Source organism: Buttiauxella sp. (genome assembly GCF_049686335.1).
GTDB lineage: Bacteria > Pseudomonadota > Gammaproteobacteria > Enterobacterales > Enterobacteriaceae > Buttiauxella.
The window spans coordinates 105,024-124,027 of the sequence record NZ_JBAVHX010000029.1; the positions used below are offsets into that span (position 1 = coordinate 105,024).

Consider the following 19,004-nt stretch of genomic DNA (forward strand, 5'->3'; position numbering starts at 1 on the left):
ATGAGTTTTGATATTGCCAAATACCCGACCCTCGCACTGGTGGAATCTGCTCCAGAGTTACGCCTGTTGCCAAAAGAGAGCTTACCGAAACTGTGTGACGAGTTGCGTCGCTACCTGCTCGATAGCGTAAGCCGTTCCAGCGGGCACTTTGCCTCAGGTCTTGGCACGATAGAACTGACCGTAGCGCTTCACTATGTCTATAACACCCCTTTCGACCAGTTAATCTGGGATGTCGGTCATCAGGCTTATCCACATAAAATCATTACTGGCCGTCGTGACAAAATTGGCACTATCCGCCAGAAAGGTGGCCTACACCCCTTCCCGTGGCGTGCCGAGAGCGAATATGACGTTCTGAGCGTAGGTCACTCATCGACGTCCATCAGTGCCGGAATTGGTATTGCAGTGGCTGCGGAAAAAGAAGGTAAAGACCGTCGCACGGTCTGTGTGATTGGCGATGGCGCTATCACAGCAGGGATGGCGTTTGAAGCGATGAACCATGCCGGTGATATTCGCCCAAATATGCTGGTTATCCTCAACGATAACGAAATGTCGATTTCCGAAAACGTCGGTGCATTGAATAACCACCTCGCCCAGTTGCTTTCAGGCAAACTCTATTCTTCGTTGCGCGAAGGGGGGAAGAAAGTCTTCTCCGGTGTGCCGCCAATCAAAGAATTGCTCAAGCGTACGGAAGAACATCTTAAAGGCATGGTGGTGCCGGGTACGTTGTTTGAAGAGTTAGGCTTTAACTACATTGGCCCGGTCGACGGGCATGATGTTATCGGCCTGGTCAATACGCTTAAGAACATGCGTGACCTGAACGGCCCACAATTCCTCCATATCATGACCAAGAAAGGTCGTGGTTATGCACCTGCTGAGAAAGACCCGATCAGCTTCCATGCGGTGCCGAAATTTGATCCGCAAAGCGGAACGTTACCGAAAGCAGCCGGTGGCTTGCCAGGCTACTCGAAGATCTTTGGTAACTGGTTATGCGAAACCGCAGCCAAAGACGACAAACTAATGGCTGTGACGCCTGCGATGCGCGAAGGCTCGGGCATGGTGGAGTTTTCACGCCAGTATCCTTCGCAATATTTTGATGTTGCCATCGCTGAACAGCACGCGGTGACGTTTGCGGCAGGCCTTGCGATTGGCGGTTACAAACCGGTTGTCGCGATTTACTCGACCTTCCTGCAACGCGCCTACGATCAGGTGATTCATGACGTAGCTATCCAGAAGCTGCCGGTGTTATTCGCCATCGACCGCGCGGGTATTGTCGGTGCTGACGGGCAAACCCACCAGGGAGCGTTCGACATCTCCTTCCTGCGCTGCATTCCAGACATGGTCATCATGACGCCAAGTGATGAGAACGAATGCCGCCAGATGCTGCACACCGGTTATCACTACAATGAAGGCCCATGTGCGGTGCGTTACCCGCGTGGCAATGGCACTGGCGCTGAATTGCAGCCACTGGAATTGTTGCCAATCGGTAAAGGGTTGAAAAAACGCGAGGGTGAAAAAATCGCCCTGCTGAACTTTGGCACATTGCTGCCGGAAGCTGAAGCCGTTGCACAATCCCTCAATGCGACGCTGGTCGACATGCGTTTTGTGAAACCGCTCGATGAAGCACTGATTCTTGAATTAGCCGCCAGCCACGAATCGCTAGTCACCATCGAAGAAAATGCGGTGATGGGTGGCGCGGGGAGTGGCGTTAACGAAGTGTTGATGGCCAACCGTAAAGTGGTCCCGGTATTAAATATCGGTTTACCGGATTACTTTATTGCCCAAGGTACCCAGGAAGAGGCCCGCGCGGCTATCGGACTGGATGCTGAAGGTATGGAAGCAAGGATCCGCAACTGGCTTAACTAATTCCTTCCTCCACTCCTGCTATGCTTAAAGTATCCTGCATAACTGGAGTGGAACCATGCAATACAACACGTTAGGAAAAACAGATCTCAAGGTTTCCCGTCTTTGCCTGGGTTGTATGACCTACGGCGAACCAGATCGTGGCAATCACGCCTGGACGCTTCCCGAAGAGAGTAGCCGCCTCATCATCAAACACGCCATTGATAACGGCATTAATTTCTTTGATACCGCCAATAGCTATTCCGACGGTAGCAGCGAAGAGATTGTCGGGCGCGCCCTGAAAGATTTCATCCGCCGTGAAGATGCTGTTCTCGCGACCAAGGTTTACTTTCAGGTCGGCGATTTACCCGAAGGCCTTTCCCGTGCACAAATCCTGCGTTCGATAGATGACAGCCTGCGACGTCTGGGAACTGACTACGTCGATCTGCTGCAAATCCACCGCTGGGATTACAACACGCCTATTGAAGAGACGCTTGAGGCACTCAATGACGTAGTGAAAGCGGGTAAAGCGCGATATATCGGGGCTTCTTCGATGCACAGTTCGCAGCTGGCTCAGGCGCTGGCACTGCAGGATCAACACGGCTGGGCGCGTTTCGTCACCATGCAGGATCACTACAATCTGATCTATCGTGAAGAAGAACTCGATATGCTGCCGCTTTGCTACGAACAAGGGATCGCGGTTATTCCGTGGAGCCCGCTGGCCCGAGGCAAACTGACGCGTCCGTGGGGCGACACCACCGCACGCTCGGTCTCTGATGAAGTCGGTAAAGATCTCTACGATGCTAGCCACGATAACGATGCGCTGATTGCAGAGCGACTGGCGAATGTTGCAGCTGATAAAGGCGTCACGCGTGCACAAGTGGCACTGGCGTGGTTGCTGAGTAAGCCGGGGATTGCCGCGCCAATTATTGGCGTTTCCCGTGAACATCAACTAGATGATTTGCTGGCAGCGGTGGATTTAACGCTGAAACCGGAAGAGATTGCCGAGCTGGAATCCGTTTACCAGCCGCATGAAAAGGTTGGATTTAAGTAACGCCCTCACCCTAACCCTCTCCCCCAGGAGAGGGAACAGTCCGTTTTTCTCCCTCTCCTCCCAGGAGAAGGAACAGTCCGTTTTCCTCCCTCTCCCTCAGGGAGAGGGCCGGGGTGAGGGTTGTTCTAAATCAGAACAGGCCAATCGGCCAGTGGTGACCAATCAGATAAATAATCCCCGCAGAAATGACGCCCGCGACGATGTCATCCACCATGATCCCCATCCCACCATGAATGTTGCGATCAAACCAACGGATCGGCCACGGCTTCCAGATATCGAAGATACGGAAAATCACAAAGCCTGCTGCGACCCAGCGCCAGTCGTTAACTGGCAGCGCCATCAGGGTTATCCACATGCCGATAAATTCATCCCACACGATGCTGCCGTGGTCATGAACGCCCATATCGCGCGCAGTCTGGTGGCAAAGATAAACCCCGATACAAATACCGAGCATTATGATCATGGAGTAAAGCTGCCACGGCAGCAAAGTCATCACATACCAGAACGGAATTGCCGCAAGCGAACCCGCAGTACCCGGCATAATCGGGCTTAACCCACTACCAAAACCGGTGGCAAGCAAATGCCACGGATTACTGAGCTTTAAACGGCTAATAGCCACATCTTTAGAGCGAGGCAAAGTGGTCGTATCCTTTTAAATCCAGTGTTACCGGCTTGCCATGCTGGAAGAACTGCAGCCCTTCCGACGCAGGACCTACCTGACCGATACAGGTAAACGGGATCCCCAGATTGCCGATAGCTACGTCCAGCGCACCACGGTTGATTTCTGGCACGGTGAAGCACAGTTCGTAATCTTCTCCACCCGAAAGCGCCCACTGCAGAGCCAGCTCAGGGCTGACATTCGCCTTCAAAGCATCAGAATATGGCAAAGCGTCGAGATCCACGCGCGCGCCGCATTCACTGGCTTTGAGGATGTGCCCCAAATCGGAAATTAGCCCGTCAGAGAGATCAATGGCACTGCTCGCCAAATCGCGCAGAGCCTGGCCGTGCAAAATGCGTGCTGTTGGTCGCAGATGGCGCTTCTTGAGATAGGCCGCTTGCGTAGGATCTTTAACCGTTAAACGATCCTGCAAGATTGCCAGACCCGCTGCGCTATCTCCCGGCGTGCCGGTAACATAAATCCAGTCGCCAATGCGTGCACCGCTGCGTTTAAGCGCGCGGCCAGCTGGTACCAGACCATGAATGCCAAGCGTCATGGAAAGTGGCCCACGCGTCGTGTCACCGCCAATCAGCTGCATATCGTAGTATTCGAGTTGTTCAAACAGGCTGTCGCTGAAGGCTTCAAGCCAGCTTTCATCGACTTCAGGAAGGGTAATGGCGAGCGTCAACCAGGCAGGATCCGCACCCATTGCGGCCAGATCACTTAAATTTACGGCCAGCGCTTTGTAACCCAAATCACGAGGGTCAATATCAGCCAGGAAATGAATGCCCGAGACAAGAGTATCGGTACTGATCGCGAGGACCTGCTTTTCAGCCACCGTTAGCAATGCACAATCATCGCCGATTCCGGTTTCCACATCGCGGCGGGAACTGCTTACGCGATCAAAATAACGGGCAATTAAGGAAAACTCACCGCATGCCATGCGTTATGCCTCTAAATATACCCGTCATCCTTCATGCTGCAGGGTGTTGGATGCAACTCGAATGCTAACGGATACAGAATAAAGAAAGGCCGGGATAAACCGGCCTGGAGATTATTTCTTGCGGGGACGGATTTGCGGAGCAGCTTTATCAAGTACACCATTCACGAACTTGTGGCTGTCTTCGGCGCCGAAGGTTTTCGCAAGATCGATGGCTTCATTAATCGCCACTTTATATGGCACGTCATCTCGCTTAGCCAGTTCAAACAGTGCGATACGCAGAACCGCTTTTTCTACCTGACCCAGCTCTTCGAGCTGACGGGACAGATAAGGCTTCATGAGCCCATCCAGATACGCGCTGTTAGTAGCCACCCCGACCAACAGTTCGCGGAAGTAGTTAACGTCAACGTCTTTGACGTCCTGTTCCGCCAGGAACTGGTATTCGACATCAGCGATGTCATTTCGAGATAACTGCCAGGAGTAAAGCGCCTGAACGGCACACTCACGGGCACGGCGACGAGCAGCAGGTTTCACAGATTTCCCCTTACAAAAAATCAGGCCTTGATGGCTTTCAATACATTAATCATTTCAAGCGCGGTCAGTGCAGCTTCTGCACCTTTGTTACCGGCTTTTGTGCCAGCGCGTTCGATGGCTTGTTCAATACTTTCAGTAGTCAGCACGCCAAAGGCGACTGGAATACCCGTTTCCTGAGCAACATGCGCCAGGCCGTTGCTAGCACCGCCAGCAACGTATTCAAAGTGAGCTGTGCCGCCACGGATAACCGTACCCAGCGCAATCACCGCGTCATAACGCTTGGTTTTCGCCAGTGCGTCTGCCGCCAGTGGCAACTCATAAGCACCCGGAACCCAGACCACGGTGATATTTTCATCTTTAACCTGGCCGATACGTTTCAGAGCGTCAAGCGCACCATCAAGCAGGCTGTCATTGATGAAGTTGTTAAAACGCGCGATGGTGATGGCGACGCGAGCGTCTGGAGTAGCAACGGCTGCTTCAATGATGTTCATATTCTTCCTTTACGGTTCTGTTTAGCCCCGTTAGGGGGGCGGATTTTATCATAATCTTTTGGTGCCTGCTTACGTTTTACTAGCCGGCGTATCGCGGCGTCAAATGCAGGCACAAATCAGGGCCTACCTGACGGACTTCGCTAAAGCTAAACTCGGGCGCATCGGCAAGTTTTTCAAGCCCTTGCAGGTGACAAAGGCCACGCGCATCATTGCCCAATAGTTTCGGCGCAACATAGACAATCAGTTCATCCACCAGTCCTGCCTGAAGCAGCGCACCGCCAAGTGTCGGGCCGGCTTCAACCCAAATCGAGTTTATCTGACGTTTGCCCAGCAACATCATCATCACCACCAAATCAAGATGGCCGTTGTGTTCGGGCACGATAAACTGCTCAACGCCTTCAGGCCACGTTTGTTGGTCAGCATGACAACGCGCAAGCCAGCTTTCACCCGCTTGAGCGATAAGGTTATGTTGTGGTGTTACGCGATTTTCACGGTCGAGAATAATCCGCGTTGGCTGGCGCAGGTTTTCTTCGTCGTAAACCGCCTGCGTTGCGCTATCTAATTCATTCCAACGTACAGTCAAAGAGGGATTGTCTGCCAGCACCGTCGCACTGCTACTCAGAATCGCTGAACTTTGCGCACGCAGACGCTGCACATCGCGACGAGATTCAGGAGAAGTAATCCACTGGCTTTCACCGCTCGCCATTGCTGTACGCCCATCAAGCGATGCTCCCAGTTTAAGTTGAATAAACGGGAAGCCGGTACGCATGCGCTTCAGGAAACCGCGGTTAATCGCCTCAGCTTCATTCATCATCAAACCGTGGCTGACTTCAATGCCAGCTTGTTGCAGAGCGTATAACCCACGGCCAGCAACTTGCGGATTGGGATCTTGCATCGCGGCAACGACACGCGAAACGCCTGCGGCAATTAACGCTTCACAGCATGGCGGTGTACGCCCGTGATGGCTGCAAGGCTCGAGAGTGACATAGGCTGTCGCCCCGCGCGCTTTTTCTCCTGCCATACGTAATGCATGCACTTCCGCATGGGGTTCACCCGCACGAAAGTGAAAACCTTCACCGACGATTTCACCGTCTTTGGCGATAACACAGCCGACATTCGGGTTAGGCGTCGTAGTAAAACGGCCACGCTTTGCCAGTTGCATTGCGCGAGCCATAAATTTTTCATCAAGCGACATCGGCATTAATCCTGTAAGCGGGCAATTTCTTCGCCAAATTCGCGGATATCTTCAAAGCTGCGATAAACCGATGCAAAGCGGATGTACGCCACTTTATCGAGTTTTTTAAGCTGTTCCATCACCAGATTGCCAATCATTTTGCTTGGCACTTCACGCTCGCCGGTGCCACGTAACTGGGATTTGATGTGGTTTATCGCCATTTCTACGTCATCGGAACTGACTGGCCGCTTTTCCAGCGCTTTTAAAAAACCGCTGCGCAATTTGTCTTCATTAAACGGCTCACGAACATCATTACTTTTTACCACGCGCGGCATAACCAGCTCCGCCACTTCAAAAGTGGTGAAGCGTTCATTGCACACCAGGCACTGACGACGACGACGCACGGAAGACCCTTCGCCGACAAGCCGGGAATCAATCACTTTGGTGTCTACTGCGAAACAGAATGGGCAATGCATGGCGCGTCCTGAAGGATTAGTCAAATGAACAATAGTTTACCGCGAAGTCGCTAGAGTACAAAGGCATGCCACCGTATCCCAGGAAATATGACTTTTCATTGGCGAACAGCTACGCTTAAATCAGGAAGAAACTTTAAGGAAAAATTAGTTATGACAAAGAGTTACCTAAGAATTCTCCTGGTTACCAGTATGGTGAGCCTCAGCGCTTGTGCCCAACAAACAGAAGTGCGCCAGATGAAGAGCGAAGTAGGTTCTTTAAATAAAGAAATGACACAACTCACCGATCAAACCGTCAAGCTGACTCAGCAAAATGCGCTGAATGCCAAATCGACAACCGGTGTTTATTTGTTACCCGGTTCGAAAATTCCGGCGCGCCTGAACAGCCAACTAGGCAATTTGCAAATGTCGCTGAGTAGCGTCACCCCGCAAGACAACGGCAGCCGCGTGATGCTGATTATTAAAGGTGAATCTAACGAACCACTTCCTGCTTTCACCGGCAAAGTGGAATGGGGGCAAATTCAGGGCACCACCGAAAACTATCAGGAAGTGAATGTCCAGACGCAGCAAATCAATGCGCCTGCGAGTGTTCTTGCACCGAGTGATGTGAGCATTCCATTAGTGCTTTCGGGTCTTACACCAGAGCAACTGGGTTTTGTGCGCATTCATGATATCCAGCCAATTGATCCTTCTCAGGCTTTACCTGCCCAATAAACGATAATCCCCCTGCCTCTGCGGGGGATTAACCCTCAGTAACATTTACCTTTTTTTGTTACACCTCGCCGAATGAAATTCGAGAAAACGTCTTTCTGACATTATAAATCTCAGTGATCTGAGTCACATAAAATTGTAACAATGGCTCATCCATTTGCTTAAATTCACGAACCAGGTAAAATCTCGCCCGTTTTGAATGTGCGCAAACGTGAACGCAATCGATTACGCATGTGGCGATAATGTGAAATGAAACATATTTTTGTGAGCAGGGATTTCTATAATAGGCGCGTCAATAAGAAACCAGCTGAATGGTTAATGACCCGGGTGATCACTCGCCTCCTGCCCTCACGGGAATCATGTATAAAAACAGTGGCATAAAATATGAAAAAAATTATTTTGGCGGCTAGCACCGTCCTGGCGCTTTCAAGCTCTTTCGCGGCTCACGCCGAAGATACAAAAAATAGTGAATATGTCTCTGATTGGTGGCATCAAAGCGTCAACGTTGTGGGCAGCTACCACACTCGCTTTGGACCGCAAATTACTAACGACGTCTATATGGAATATGAAGCATTCGCCAAAAAAGACTGGTTAGATTTCTACGGCTACATCGATATTCCAAAAACCTTCGGCTGGGGTAACGGCAACGATAAAGGTGTCTGGGACGACGGCTCACGCATGTTCATGGAGATCGAACCGCGCTTCTCTATTGATAAGTTGACCGGCACCAGCCTGGCATTTGGCCCATTCAAAGAGTGGTACATCGCCAACAACTATATCTATGACATGGGTGCGCATGGCAATGATGCCAGCAAACAAAGCACCTGGTACATGGGTCTGGGTACCGACATCGAAACCGGTCTGCCGATGAGCCTGTCTCTTAACGTGTATGCGAAATACCAGTGGCAGAACTATGGCGCATCCAACGAAAACGAGTGGGATGGCTACCGTTTCAAAGTGAAATACTTTGTACCGATTACCAGCCTGTGGGGCGGTAACCTGAGCTACATCGGTTTCACCAACTTTGACTGGGGTTCAGATCTGGGCGATGACAACTTCATCGACAATAACGGCAAACATGCGCGTACCAGCAACTCCATCGCGTCCAGCCATATCCTTGCGCTGAACTACGATCACTGGCACTACTCAGTTGTTGCGCGTTACTGGCACAATGGTGGTCAGTGGGCGGATGACGCAAGCCTGAACTTCGGTGAAGGTGACTTCAGCGTACGTTCTACCGGTTGGGGTGGTTACTTAGTTGTGGGTTACAACTTCTAATAACCGTCTGAAGCGTTAAAAAAAACCGATCCGCACTTAGCCGATCGGTTGTTTTGTCTCTGGTAAACACCCTTCACGTTGCTGCAACTCGATGAAATGGGCCAGAGAACGATCGGCTCGTTCAGAAAAATAGTGCCCAGTAGGATCGACTGACAAACATCTGTCGAGCCGGAAACTACGATAGTCCTCACGCGCTTCGCACCAGGCTACCAGCAGCCACACTTCCCCCCAGAATGTCAGCCCAAGCGGATGGACATTCCTGCTCGACGCGCGCCCCTTCTCATCGGCATAGTCGATATGAAGCACTTGCAACTCCCCGATGGCACGATGAAAGACGTCAAACCAGGTTTTCACCTGCGGATATTTATTAAAATCGGGAGAAATAATCCGGCAACGCTCCGCAACCACGCGTCGTTGCGGCGTCAGGACCCCAAGCAGCTTTTCTTCGGCTGTGCCCGCCGCCTGGGCAAGTGATTCACCACTCCACGTTTGCACTAAGCGTATCGCCGCCACCAGCGCTTCCACTTCTGTGGGAGTAAACATCAGGGGAGGTAAATCATAACCGGCAAGCAGACGGTAGCCACAGCCCGCTTCACCTTCAATGGGAACACCGGAAAGGGATAAGTCACGAATATCACGATAGATGGTGCGCTCAGAGACTTCGAGGCGCTCGGCAAGCAGCGCAGCCGTCGATAGCCGACGCCCACGCAGAATTTGTACTATTTGAAAAAGGCGGTCTGCTCTTCGGCTCATAGGCTTCATTTATGAAGATAAGATGCCTGCCAGCATAACCGGCAGGCGTTTGTTGTTCAGTATATCCGCACTCACGCCGGTTGATGTAACCCGACACGATTCCCTTCGCTATCGACGATAAGAGCAAAAGTGCCAATATCATCGGGCAATACCTGCGGGCCAAAGACGCATTCCCCGCCCGCTTTGGAGACACGAGCCAGCATCGCCGTTAAGTCAGGGGCATGGAGGTAAACCACGGTCCCCTGCGCTGAAGGCTTAAACGTATCGGCTTTGAGTAATGCGCCGCCTGGATTCGGTTTCTGGTGCGGGAAGATGGCCATTTCCATTCCTCCCATAGATTCACGTTTAAACTCAGCCGCAAAAACAGCCTGATAAAATACCGTTGCACGTTCCAGATCCTGTACCGGGATTTCAAACCAACTGATGATAGTGCTCATGTTTAGTTCCTCAATGGTGATGTTCAACATTGAGTCTACCCACCCCCTACTGACAGCATACTGTCAGGAGACTTTTACTCAGGCGAAAAAAAACCGCAGCACAATGGCTGCGGTTTTTATTATCAATAAACGAACTGATAATTAAGGCAGAATCGACGGCTGATCCGCACCTTCTTTTTCCACTTTCTGCTGCAGCATGTGCTCGCGCTTCATGCCCAGTTTCAACGCCAGCGCGGACGCGACGTAAATGGAAGAAACAGTACCGATTGAAACACCGATCAGCATCGTCAGTGAGAAGCCTTTCAGCATTGCCCCACCGAAGAGATACAGCATCAGAATCACAACCAATGTGGTACCAGAGGTAATCAACGTACGATGCAGAGTCTGCGTCAAAGAAACGTTGAAGATCTCATAAGGTGTACCGCGACGAATCTTACGGAAGTTCTCACGAATACGGTCAGATACTACGATACTGTCGTTCAGTGAGTAACCGATAACCGACATCAACGACGCGACGATGGTTAGGTCAATCTCAATGTGGAACAACGACAGCACGCCCAATGTAATGACCACGTCGTGCATCAACGCGATGACCACACCGGCAGCCAGACGCCACTCAAAGCGGAAACCAACGTAGACCAGAATGGAGATAAGTGCTGCTAACAAAGCTAAGGCACCATTCTGAGCCAGGTCCGCACCCACGCTTGGGCCAACGAACTCAATACGTTTTACACCGGCATTCTGGCTGGTCGCTTCGTTAATCACGTTCACAACCTTACTGCCCAGCACCTGACCACCGGTTTCCCCGTGGGCTGGTGGCATGCGCACCATGATGTCACGGCTGCTACCAAAGTTCTGAACTAACGGATCCTGGAATCCCGCCTTCTCCAGCGCGCCACGTAACATGTCCAAATCGGCTGGTTTTTCCAGCGAAATTTCGATGACCGTACCGCCGGTGAAATCCAGACCCCAGTTAAAACCTTTTACGCCGATAATGACGATAGAAAGGATTAACAGGAATCCGGAGATGCCGAATGCCCAGAAATCCCAGCGCATAAAGTCATGGACTCTACGGCCGTAGTTTAATTGTTCAACAGTATATTCCTGTACCACAACGCACTCCTCAGATAGACAGCTTGTTGATGCGTTTGCCGCCGTACAACAGGTTTACGATGGCACGGGTACCGACAATTGCGGTAAACATGGACGTCGCCACACCAATACCGGTCGTGATCGCAAAGCCTTTAATTGCCCCGGTGCCTACGGCATACAGGATGATGACCTTGATAAGCGTCGTGATGTTAGCATCGAAAATAGAGCTGAACGCGCCCTGGTAACCTTCGTGGATAGCTTGTTGCACCGAACGCCCGTTACTAAGTTCTTCCTTAATACGTTCGTTTATCAGTACGTTAGCATCGACGGCTACGGCAAGGGTTAACACGATCCCCGCAATCCCCGGCATGGTCAACGTTGCCCCTGGTAGCAGAGACATAATCCCCACGATCATGACAAGGTTTACCAACAGTGCAGTTGTCGCAATCAGGCCAAACTTCTTATAGAAGAACAGCATAAAGATGATTGAAACCGCCAGACCTGCCAGACATGCTTCCAGACCTTGCTTGATGTTTTCCATACCGAGGGTTGGACCGATGGTACGTTCTTCAACAATCTGGATTGGTGCAATCAAGGCGCCCGCACGCAGCAGCAGAGAAAGCTGACGTGCTTCAGTCGGGTTGCTGATACCCGTGATACGGAAGCTGTTACCCAGGCGCGATTGAATATTCGCCACGTTGATAACTTCTTCTTGTTTCATCAGTACCGCACGACCGGTTGCATCTTTCTTACCGCTGTCTTTGTACTCCACAAACAGGGTCGCCATCGGTTTACCGATGTTGTCCTTAGTGAAGTTAGACATGATGTTACCACCCGCGTTATCCAGTGAAATATTCACCTGCGCCTGGTTGTATTCATCAGTGCTGGAAGTGGAGTCAGTGATATGGTCACCGGTCAGAATCACACGCTTGTACAGGACAACCGGTTGACCTTCACGGGTCTGTTTCACTTCGGAATCGCCTGGCACACGGCCAGAAGCTGCCGCAGACTGATCAACGTTAGTGTTAACCAGACGGAACTCAAGTGTTGCTGTCGCGCCGAGAATCTCTTTCGCACGCGCAGTATCCTGGATACCAGGCAACTCAACCACGATACGATCTGCACCCTGACGTTGTACCAGAGGTTCAGCCACACCCAGTTGGTTTACACGGTTACGCAGGATATTAATGTTCTGCTGAACAGCATATTCACGCGCTTCGCTCAGTCGAGCATCCGTCATTACAGCACGCAGGGCGTTGCTGCCTTGAGCGGAAAGCACCAGATCACGATGGCGTGGAGATAAATAAGAGAGAGCGTCATCACGCGTTTTGCTGTCACGGAAGATAACGTCTGCACCATAGTTATCGGCTTTACGCACGTTGGTGTAAACGATGCTCTTTTCTCGCAAGTCAGTACGCAGGTTATCAATGGTTTGTTCCTGCAACTTGCTCAGAGCGGTATCCATGTCAACTTCCATCAGGAAGTGCACGCCACCACGCAGATCAAGACCGAGTTTCATCGGTTCTGCGGAGATAGCGGATAACCAGCGAGGAGTGGCCGGGGCAAGGTTAAGTGCCACGACGTACTTGTCGCCTAATTCGCTCATCAGGACTTCACGAGCGCGAAGCTGCGTATCAGTGGTGTCAAAGCGTGCAAGAATTGCACCCTCTTCCAGGGCCACAGATTTAGCGATAATTTTTTCTGCGTTTAAGGTGTTCTGGACCTGGATCAGCGTTTGCTCACTGGCGGCGACGCCGCGCGCGCCAGTGATCTGAACTGCCGGATCCTCACCATATAGGTTGGGAAGTGCGTATAGCAGACCGACGATAAACACGACGATCAGCATGATGTACTTCCACAAAGGATAGCGGTTTAGCACGGTAGTTCCCTTAGGGAAAAACGAATATTACAGCGCCTTCATAGTGCCTTTCGGCAGAACGGCAGCTACGAAATCACGTTTGATAACCACTTCAGTGGTATCGTTCAACGCGATTGAGATATAGCCAGTTTCAGCTACTTTCACTACGCGACCAACCAGACCACCAGTCGTCAGCACTTCATCCCCTTTAGAGATGGAGTCCATCAGCTTTTTATGCTCTTTGGTACGTTTTTGCTGTGGGCGCAGGATCATGAAATAGAAGATCAGACCAAATACCACCAGCATAAGAATCAAAGAGTACGGGCTACCTTGCGCCGGAGCACCTGTTGCAGCTACCGCATCAGAAATGATAAAGCTCATTAAAAATCCCTCATTATTAAATTAATCAACATTCAAAGGTGGAACTGGCTTACCGGTTCGCTCGTAGAAATCACTCACGAAGTGCTCTAATTTACCCTCTTCAATGGCCTTACGTAAACCAGCCATTAAACGCTGGTAATAGCGCAGGTTATGAATAGTGTTGAGCCGTGCGCCAAGTATTTCGTTGCAACGATCAAGATGATGCAAGTAGGCACGTGAATAATTGCGACACGTATAGCAATCACACTCAGAATCTAGCGGCGAAGTGTCATCTTTATGCTTCGCGTTGCGGATTTTCACCACACCATCGGTGACAAAGAGGTGACCATTACGTGCATTACGGGTAGGCATCACGCAGTCGAACATATCGATACCGCGACGAACGCCTTCAACCAGGTCTTCCGGTTTTCCTACGCCCATCAGGTAACGAGGCTTATCTGCAGGGATTTGCGGGCAAACATGTTCCAGAATACGGTGCATGTCTTCCTTCGGCTCGCCTACAGCCAGGCCGCCGACAGCGTAGCCATCAAAGCCTATCTCTACCAGACCTTTTACCGAGATATCTCGTAAATCTTCGTAAACGCTACCCTGGATAATGCCGAACAGCGCATTTTTATTCTCAAGAGAATCAAAGCGATCGCGGCTACGTTGTGCCCAACGCAGTGACATCTCCATCGAACGTTTAGCGTAATCCCAGTCAGCAGGATATGGCGTACATTCGTCGAAAATCATCACGATGTCAGAACCGAGATCGTATTGAATTTCCATGGATTTTTCTGGATCGAGGAAAATCGCATCACCGTTAATAGGGTTGCGGAAATGCACACCCGCTTCAGTGATTTTACGGATGTCGCCCAGGCTGAAGACCTGGAAGCCGCCGGAGTCAGTCAGGATTGGACCTTTCCACTGCATGAAATCATGTAAGTCGCCGTGCAACTTCATGATTTCCTGGCCTGGACGCAGCCACAAGTGGAAGGTGTTGCCCAGAATAATCTGTGCGCCAGTGGCTTCAACTTCTTCCGGCGTCATCCCTTTTACGGTGCCGTAAGTGCCAACAGGCATGAAAGCTGGCGTTTCTACAACGCCACGGTCAAACACCAGGCGGCCACGGCGAGCGCGTCCGTCGGTTGTATCTAATTCAAATTTCACATTTCCTCCAGCATCAGAGAAACAGTCTGATGGTTAAGACAAAACGTCGTCGGATTGACCGGCGACGTCGAATTGAGTGATTAGGCGCCTGGGCGCTCATTTATCGCCTGCGGATTGTACGTGATGAACATGGCATCTCCGTAACTAAAAAATCGATATTCGGAGTTAACAGCTTCTTTATAAGCATTCATGGTGTTTTTATAACCAGCGAATGCAGAAACCAGCATGATCAGCGTCGATTCTGGCAGGTGGAAGTTGGTCACCAGCGCATCAATTACTTTGTATTGATAACCTGGATAAATGAATATTTGCGTGTCACCAAAGAACGGTTCAATCAGGTCATTTTGCGCAGCCTGTGCCGCACTTTCCAGCGAACGAACCGATGTGGTGCCGACAGCAATCACGCGATTTCCACGCGCTTTGCAGGCTAACACGGCGTCAACCACGTCTTGTGGGACTTCCGCATATTCGGAATGCATGATGTGGTCTTCAATGCTGTCGACGCGCACTGGCTGGAATGTCCCTGCCCCCACGTGCAGCGTGACAAACGCCATATCAATACCTTTGTTGCGCAGTGCTTCCAGCAATGGCTCGTCAAAGTGCAGGCCCGCAGTAGGTGCAGCAACCGCACCCGGCTTCTGGCTGTATACGGTTTGATAAAGCTCGCGGTCTGCGTCTTCATCCGGACGGTCAATATAAGGCGGCAGCGGCATATGGCCGATGCTATTGAGAATATCAAGTACGTTGCGCTCGTCTTCAAACTGCACTTCAAACAACGCATCGTGGCGCGCAACCATCGTGGCATGTACGCTTTCATCATCGCCCAGCAATAATTCAGCACCAGGTTTAGGGGCTTTAGAGGCTCGGATATGCGCAAGAATACGTTTGTCATCAAGCATGCGCTCGACCAACACTTCAATCTTGCCGCCACTGGCTTTACGGCCAAACAGGCGCGCCGGGATCACGCGGGTATTATTAAAGACCAGCAGATCTCCAGGGTTGAGCTTATCGAGCAGATCGGTGAAAGTGCCATGCGTTAAATTACCCGTCGGCCCTTCCAGCGATAGCAAACGGCACCCACTGCGCTGTGCTTGCGGATAGTGGGCAATCAAGGATTCAGGTAATTCAAAGGTAAAATCGGCAACACGCATGGTAAAGAACTCAAGACTTAAAAAGTGGCGCTACAGTCTAGTGCCAGGGGACACTCCCTGCAAGGAATAAGCCGTCCTCAAGCCATTTACGAATAAGGTTAATATGAATTTTCTCGCCCATTTACATCTCGCAAGCCTTGCTGACAGCTCACTTCTGGGGAATTTGCTCGCCGATTTTGTCCGTGGCAACCCGAATGAAAGCTATGCAGGTGACGTAGTGGCGGGTATCCATATGCACCGTCGCGTGGACGTTCTGACCGATAGCTTGCCGGAAGTAGCGATTGCGCGGCAGTGGTTTCGCCCGGAGACACGCCGTGTCGCCCCTATAACGTTGGATGTGATGTGGGACCATTTTGTTTCCCGACACTGGCAGACACTCAGCCCTGACACGCCGCTGCCTGAGTTTGTGGCGTACGCACGCGCCAGTATCGAACCCTTCATCATCGATACCCCAGAACGCTTTATCAATCTTAATCAGTATCTGTGGAATGAGCGCTGGCTTGAGCGTTATAGCGACATGGCATTTATTGCTAACGTTCTCAATGGCATGGCAAGCCGTAGACCAAAACTCGATGCTTTGCGAGCTTCATGGGTCGATCTCGACACCCATTACGATGCTCTTGAAGAGCTGTTCTGGCAGTTCTACCCACGCATGATGGTGATGGCTGAACAAAAAAGTTTGTAACCGATCGCAGCCTGGTTATTAACTTCTTGCCCTTTTACAAAAAAGGGCTATTTTGGATCTCCGCTGTACGAATATTCATTTTTTGATAGGTAAATCCTATCTGATTAATCGGCACAGTATGCTTGAGTTAGAGGGATTGCCACCCCTATACTCCCCCCCGTTGCGTTAACACTCACTTTAACAAAATTAACAGGAGTACATATGGTCCTGGTTACTCGTCCAGCCCCTGACTTTACAGCTGCAGCCGTTCTCGGCAGTGGCGAAATCGTTGAAAACTTCAACTTCAAAGCACACACCAATGGTAAAACCACCGTTGTGTTCTTCTGGCCAATGGACTTCACTTTCGTATGCCCGTCTGAACTGATCGCGTTCGACAAGCGTTACGAAGAATTCCAGAAACGTGGCGTAGAAGTCGTTGGTGTATCTTTTGACTCCGAGTTCGTTCACAACGCATGGCGTAAAACCCCTGTTGAAAACGGCGGCATCGGTGAAGTGAAATACGCGATGGTTGCTGACATTAAGCGTGAAATTCAGAAAGCTTATGGCATCGAACATCCAGACGCAGGCGTTGCTCTGCGTGGTTCTTTCCTGATCGACAAAGCCGGTATCGTGCGTCACCAGGTTGTTAACGACCTGCCGCTGGGCCGTAACGTTGATGAAATGCTGCGTATGGTTGATGCGCTGCAATTCCACGAAGAGCACGGCGAAGTGTGTCCAGCCCAGTGGGAAAAAGGTAAAGAAGGCATGAACGCGTCTCCAGACGGCGTTGCTAAATACCTGAGCGAAAACGTTTCTAGCCTGTAATCGGTAAACGTTTTTGACAAAAAGGCCGCGCAAGCGGCCTTTTTTAATGAATTTATATGTCTGGAATGTTTAGCAGTCTGGAAAAACTTGCCATCGAATATTAACCATTTCCAATGACTGTTACTTTGATACAGTGTAACTATATCCAGATAGTTTTATCCCACTTTCAGTTTGATCAAATGAAAATTTTTCCGTTGCAAATTTATTAGAATATTAATAGTGATATGTAAGAACAACACTAGGCTTGCCTATTATATATAGTTATCATATTAGAATTAATCAGCTGGCTTTTTTTTAAACTGGCCTAACTCTGATTTTTCTGAACTCATAAATTCACTAAATACTTTCAGCGACGTGCTCTGCTGCATTTTCCCTGACAACTCATGATAGATATTATCGAACAATCCCTTTTCATACATAACTCTAAATTCTTCAACCTTCTCCTTAGCTATTTCAGACATATTATAATCTGTACAGCCTATTAGGAAGAAGACCGCAATAAAAAAGCCATCAAATTTTTTCATAATTATCCAACATGATCAGTAATTAAAGCTAGCGTTTATAATGAATATCCGATTCATCGTCATAATGCTGGCTCTGCATACGGATGGATAGATACAGCCGCTGCGGATTGCTGCCGCCCACCAGGTTGCCATACACGTCATAGCGATAGATTAAAGTCTGATCTTCCATCATACGCTTATCAGGTAGCGCCGGGTGGGCCATATCGCGTAGGAGCCTACCTCTAGAGCTATGACCACTTCTCGCCCCATTCATTCTTCTTATTGATGATGGCAGGGTCGCTGTACATTATATCTCTTCCTTTTAAGTCAACGGACATCTACAGGTCTATTATGTAATCCACCGACATTAGCATTCATTTCCATGCTAAACATCATCGATGTCATCAGAAATACTACTCGCTAAAAGAAGCCCTTTCGCCCCAGATGTCATCTATATCAGTGCAAAGTCCATGGCTGATTCCATAACATCCAATTTGCACAATGATTTTCTGCCTTTCTTCCACTATTTACCCAGCGAATTAATATTTTTTCAGCAAAAGAAAGACAATCTGGGATAAATTGGATAATTTCCTTTCTCTTATATATTAGGGCCACCTCACATGCAGTGCGCTTTCTCATGTTTGGCGCTGTTGTTGATGGAACAGCCCCTTTCTCAAGAAGAAATTTAGCAAAATCAGTATTACCCTTCCAGATTGCCGTTAGTAACGCAGTATAATTTCCTGATAAATCAGTTGCGTTGATATTTGCTCCCCTCAAAAGTAAGAAAGAGGCTATTTTTTGGTGTTCTTCAGTACCATAATAAGCTGCGGCCATTAATGGTTGTTGTTTAAAATCCCCATTAACTCCATTTACATTTGTTTTTGCAACATCGACTAGAAAGCGAACAGCCTCAGTATTAGCTGCTCCCACTGCGACATCCAGAGCTTCATTTCTATCTGGAAGGGTGACAGCTTCACATTGTTTAACATCCTTAGCTTCACATCCCCCTCCGCTCAGACATCGTTCACAAAAAAACCAT

At 50.0% G+C, this 19,004-nt stretch carries 22 protein-coding genes; 6 read left to right on the forward strand and 16 right to left on the reverse strand.

Going from position 1 to position 19,004, the window contains the following annotated elements; translation table 11 throughout:
• Together dxs and WBL83_RS18005 are read left to right on the forward strand one after the other, a co-directional pair.
• On the forward strand, positions 1 to 1,863 hold the full coding sequence (gene dxs, locus WBL83_RS18000; protein ID WP_424590436.1) for a 1-deoxy-D-xylulose-5-phosphate synthase: 1,863 nt from the start codon (positions 1 to 3) through the stop codon (positions 1,861 to 1,863).
• A 55-nt stretch (positions 1,864 to 1,918) separates the two neighbouring features.
• Positions 1,919 to 2,893: an aldo/keto reductase gene (locus WBL83_RS18005; RefSeq protein WP_424590416.1), complete on the forward strand. Its 975-nt coding sequence runs from the start codon at positions 1,919 to 1,921 to the stop codon at positions 2,891 to 2,893.
• Positions 2,894 to 3,023: 130 nt separating this feature from the next.
• Here the strand turns inward: WBL83_RS18005 and pgpA are convergent, their stop codons facing one another.
• From pgpA to nrdR, 6 genes are all read right to left on the reverse strand, one after another.
• Positions 3,024 to 3,530, reverse strand: coding sequence for a phosphatidylglycerophosphatase A (gene pgpA, locus WBL83_RS18010; RefSeq protein WP_424590417.1), 507 nt, complete (start codon positions 3,528 to 3,530; stop codon positions 3,024 to 3,026).
• Positions 3,517 to 4,494: a thiamine-phosphate kinase gene (gene thiL, locus WBL83_RS18015; protein WP_424590418.1), complete on the reverse strand. Its 978-nt coding sequence runs from the start codon at positions 4,492 to 4,494 to the stop codon at positions 3,517 to 3,519. Before thiL ends, pgpA begins: the two co-directional genes overlap by 14 nt.
• 111 nt (positions 4,495 to 4,605) lie before the next feature.
• Positions 4,606 to 5,025, reverse strand: a complete 420-nt coding sequence (gene nusB / locus WBL83_RS18020) for a transcription antitermination factor NusB (protein WP_034457944.1) — start codon at positions 5,023 to 5,025, stop codon at positions 4,606 to 4,608.
• Positions 5,026 to 5,045: 20 nt separating this feature from the next.
• Entirely contained in the window at positions 5,046 to 5,516 is a 471-nt protein-coding gene (ribE, locus tag WBL83_RS18025; RefSeq protein ID WP_424590419.1) for a 6,7-dimethyl-8-ribityllumazine synthase, read from the reverse strand.
• Positions 5,517 to 5,595: 79 nt separating this feature from the next.
• On the reverse strand, positions 5,596 to 6,711 hold the full coding sequence (ribD, locus tag WBL83_RS18030) for a bifunctional diaminohydroxyphosphoribosylaminopyrimidine deaminase/5-amino-6-(5-phosphoribosylamino)uracil reductase RibD (protein ID WP_424590420.1): 1,116 nt from the start codon (positions 6,709 to 6,711) through the stop codon (positions 5,596 to 5,598).
• 5 nt (positions 6,712 to 6,716) lie between these two features.
• A complete protein-coding gene (nrdR, locus tag WBL83_RS18035; protein ID WP_034493695.1) occupies positions 6,717 to 7,166 on the reverse strand; it encodes a transcriptional regulator NrdR in 450 nt (149 codons plus the stop codon).
• A gap of 150 nt (positions 7,167 to 7,316) precedes the next feature.
• On the opposite strand from nrdR, the gene WBL83_RS18040 reads away from it, so the two are divergent.
• A complete protein-coding gene (locus tag WBL83_RS18040; RefSeq protein ID WP_424590421.1) occupies positions 7,317 to 7,877 on the forward strand; it encodes a DUF3251 domain-containing protein in 561 nt (186 codons plus the stop codon).
• 381 nt (positions 7,878 to 8,258) lie between these two features.
• Positions 8,259 to 9,152 (forward strand): nucleoside-specific channel-forming protein Tsx, encoded by an 894-nt coding sequence (locus tag WBL83_RS18045; protein ID WP_424590422.1) that lies wholly within the window; start codon positions 8,259 to 8,261, stop codon positions 9,150 to 9,152.
• Between the two features lie 36 nt (positions 9,153 to 9,188).
• Here the strand turns inward: WBL83_RS18045 and WBL83_RS18050 are convergent, their stop codons facing one another.
• From WBL83_RS18050 to queA, 7 genes are all read right to left on the reverse strand, one after another.
• Positions 9,189 to 9,905 carry a helix-turn-helix transcriptional regulator gene (locus WBL83_RS18050; protein ID WP_424590423.1) on the reverse strand — a complete coding sequence of 239 codons (717 nt, stop codon included), beginning with the start codon at positions 9,903 to 9,905 and terminating at the stop codon, positions 9,189 to 9,191.
• A gap of 71 nt (positions 9,906 to 9,976) precedes the next feature.
• Positions 9,977 to 10,342, reverse strand: coding sequence for a VOC family protein (locus WBL83_RS18055; protein WP_424590424.1), 366 nt, complete (start codon positions 10,340 to 10,342; stop codon positions 9,977 to 9,979).
• Positions 10,343 to 10,483: 141 nt separating this feature from the next.
• Complete coding sequence (secF, locus tag WBL83_RS18060) at positions 10,484 to 11,455, reverse strand: protein translocase subunit SecF (RefSeq protein WP_424590425.1); 972 nt, start codon at positions 11,453 to 11,455, stop codon at positions 10,484 to 10,486.
• A gap of 10 nt (positions 11,456 to 11,465) precedes the next feature.
• Entirely contained in the window at positions 11,466 to 13,313 is a 1,848-nt protein-coding gene (gene secD / locus WBL83_RS18065; RefSeq protein ID WP_424590426.1) for a protein translocase subunit SecD, read from the reverse strand.
• A 27-nt stretch (positions 13,314 to 13,340) separates the two neighbouring features.
• A complete protein-coding gene (gene yajC / locus WBL83_RS18070) occupies positions 13,341 to 13,673 on the reverse strand; it encodes a preprotein translocase subunit YajC (protein WP_034457929.1) in 333 nt (110 codons plus the stop codon).
• 21 nt (positions 13,674 to 13,694) lie between these two features.
• A complete protein-coding gene (gene tgt, locus WBL83_RS18075; RefSeq protein WP_064549189.1) occupies positions 13,695 to 14,822 on the reverse strand; it encodes a tRNA guanosine(34) transglycosylase Tgt in 1,128 nt (375 codons plus the stop codon).
• Positions 14,823 to 14,902: 80 nt separating this feature from the next.
• Positions 14,903 to 15,973 (reverse strand): tRNA preQ1(34) S-adenosylmethionine ribosyltransferase-isomerase QueA, encoded by a 1,071-nt coding sequence (queA, locus tag WBL83_RS18080; protein WP_424590427.1) that lies wholly within the window; start codon positions 15,971 to 15,973, stop codon positions 14,903 to 14,905.
• A gap of 103 nt (positions 15,974 to 16,076) precedes the next feature.
• Between queA and acpH the strand changes: the two genes are divergently transcribed.
• Both acpH and WBL83_RS18090 read left to right on the forward strand, forming a co-directional pair.
• Positions 16,077 to 16,658, forward strand: a complete 582-nt coding sequence (gene acpH / locus WBL83_RS18085; protein ID WP_424590428.1) for an ACP phosphodiesterase — start codon at positions 16,077 to 16,079, stop codon at positions 16,656 to 16,658.
• Between the two features lie 201 nt (positions 16,659 to 16,859).
• Entirely contained in the window at positions 16,860 to 17,462 is a 603-nt protein-coding gene (locus tag WBL83_RS18090) for a peroxiredoxin C (protein WP_120066281.1), read from the forward strand.
• A 275-nt stretch (positions 17,463 to 17,737) separates the two neighbouring features.
• Here WBL83_RS18090 and WBL83_RS18095 read toward each other — a convergent pair whose 3' ends face one another.
• The 3 genes from WBL83_RS18095 to WBL83_RS18105 all read right to left on the reverse strand — a co-directional run.
• Entirely contained in the window at positions 17,738 to 17,986 is a 249-nt protein-coding gene (locus tag WBL83_RS18095) for a hypothetical protein (RefSeq protein ID WP_424590429.1), read from the reverse strand.
• Between the two features lie 28 nt (positions 17,987 to 18,014).
• On the reverse strand, positions 18,015 to 18,158 hold the full coding sequence (locus WBL83_RS18100; RefSeq protein ID WP_424590430.1) for a hypothetical protein: 144 nt from the start codon (positions 18,156 to 18,158) through the stop codon (positions 18,015 to 18,017).
• A 263-nt stretch (positions 18,159 to 18,421) separates the two neighbouring features.
• Positions 18,422 to 19,004, reverse strand: a 583-nt coding sequence (locus tag WBL83_RS18105) for an ankyrin repeat domain-containing protein (protein WP_424590431.1), incomplete at its 5' end; no start/stop codon positions are given.

Coding starts and splice junctions, on each gene's coding strand:
- dxs (WP_424590436.1), top strand. CDS start 1: ATGAGTTTTGATATTGCCAAATACCCGACCCTCGCACTGGTGGAATCT.
- WBL83_RS18005 (WP_424590416.1), top strand. CDS start 1,919: ATGCAATACAACACGTTAGGAAAAACAGATCTCAAGGTTTCCCGTCTT.
- thiL (WP_424590418.1), bottom strand. CDS start 4,494: ATGGCATGCGGTGAGTTTTCCTTAATTGCCCGTTATTTTGATCGCGTA.
- ribE (WP_424590419.1), bottom strand. CDS start 5,516: ATGAACATCATTGAAGCAGCCGTTGCTACTCCAGACGCTCGCGTCGCC.
- ribD (WP_424590420.1), bottom strand. CDS start 6,711: ATGTCGCTTGATGAAAAATTTATGGCTCGCGCAATGCAACTGGCAAAG.
- nrdR (WP_034493695.1), bottom strand. CDS start 7,166: ATGCATTGCCCATTCTGTTTCGCAGTAGACACCAAAGTGATTGATTCC.
- WBL83_RS18040 (WP_424590421.1), top strand. CDS start 7,317: ATGACAAAGAGTTACCTAAGAATTCTCCTGGTTACCAGTATGGTGAGC.
- WBL83_RS18045 (WP_424590422.1), top strand. CDS start 8,259: ATGAAAAAAATTATTTTGGCGGCTAGCACCGTCCTGGCGCTTTCAAGC.
- WBL83_RS18050 (WP_424590423.1), bottom strand. CDS start 9,905: ATGAGCCGAAGAGCAGACCGCCTTTTTCAAATAGTACAAATTCTGCGT.
- WBL83_RS18055 (WP_424590424.1), bottom strand. CDS start 10,342: ATGAGCACTATCATCAGTTGGTTTGAAATCCCGGTACAGGATCTGGAA.
- yajC (WP_034457929.1), bottom strand. CDS start 13,673: ATGAGCTTTATCATTTCTGATGCGGTAGCTGCAACAGGTGCTCCGGCG.
- queA (WP_424590427.1), bottom strand. CDS start 15,973: ATGCGTGTTGCCGATTTTACCTTTGAATTACCTGAATCCTTGATTGCC.
- acpH (WP_424590428.1), top strand. CDS start 16,077: ATGAATTTTCTCGCCCATTTACATCTCGCAAGCCTTGCTGACAGCTCA.
- WBL83_RS18090 (WP_120066281.1), top strand. CDS start 16,860: ATGGTCCTGGTTACTCGTCCAGCCCCTGACTTTACAGCTGCAGCCGTT.
- WBL83_RS18095 (WP_424590429.1), bottom strand. CDS start 17,986: ATGAAAAAATTTGATGGCTTTTTTATTGCGGTCTTCTTCCTAATAGGC.
- WBL83_RS18100 (WP_424590430.1), bottom strand. CDS start 18,158: ATGATGGAAGATCAGACTTTAATCTATCGCTATGACGTGTATGGCAAC.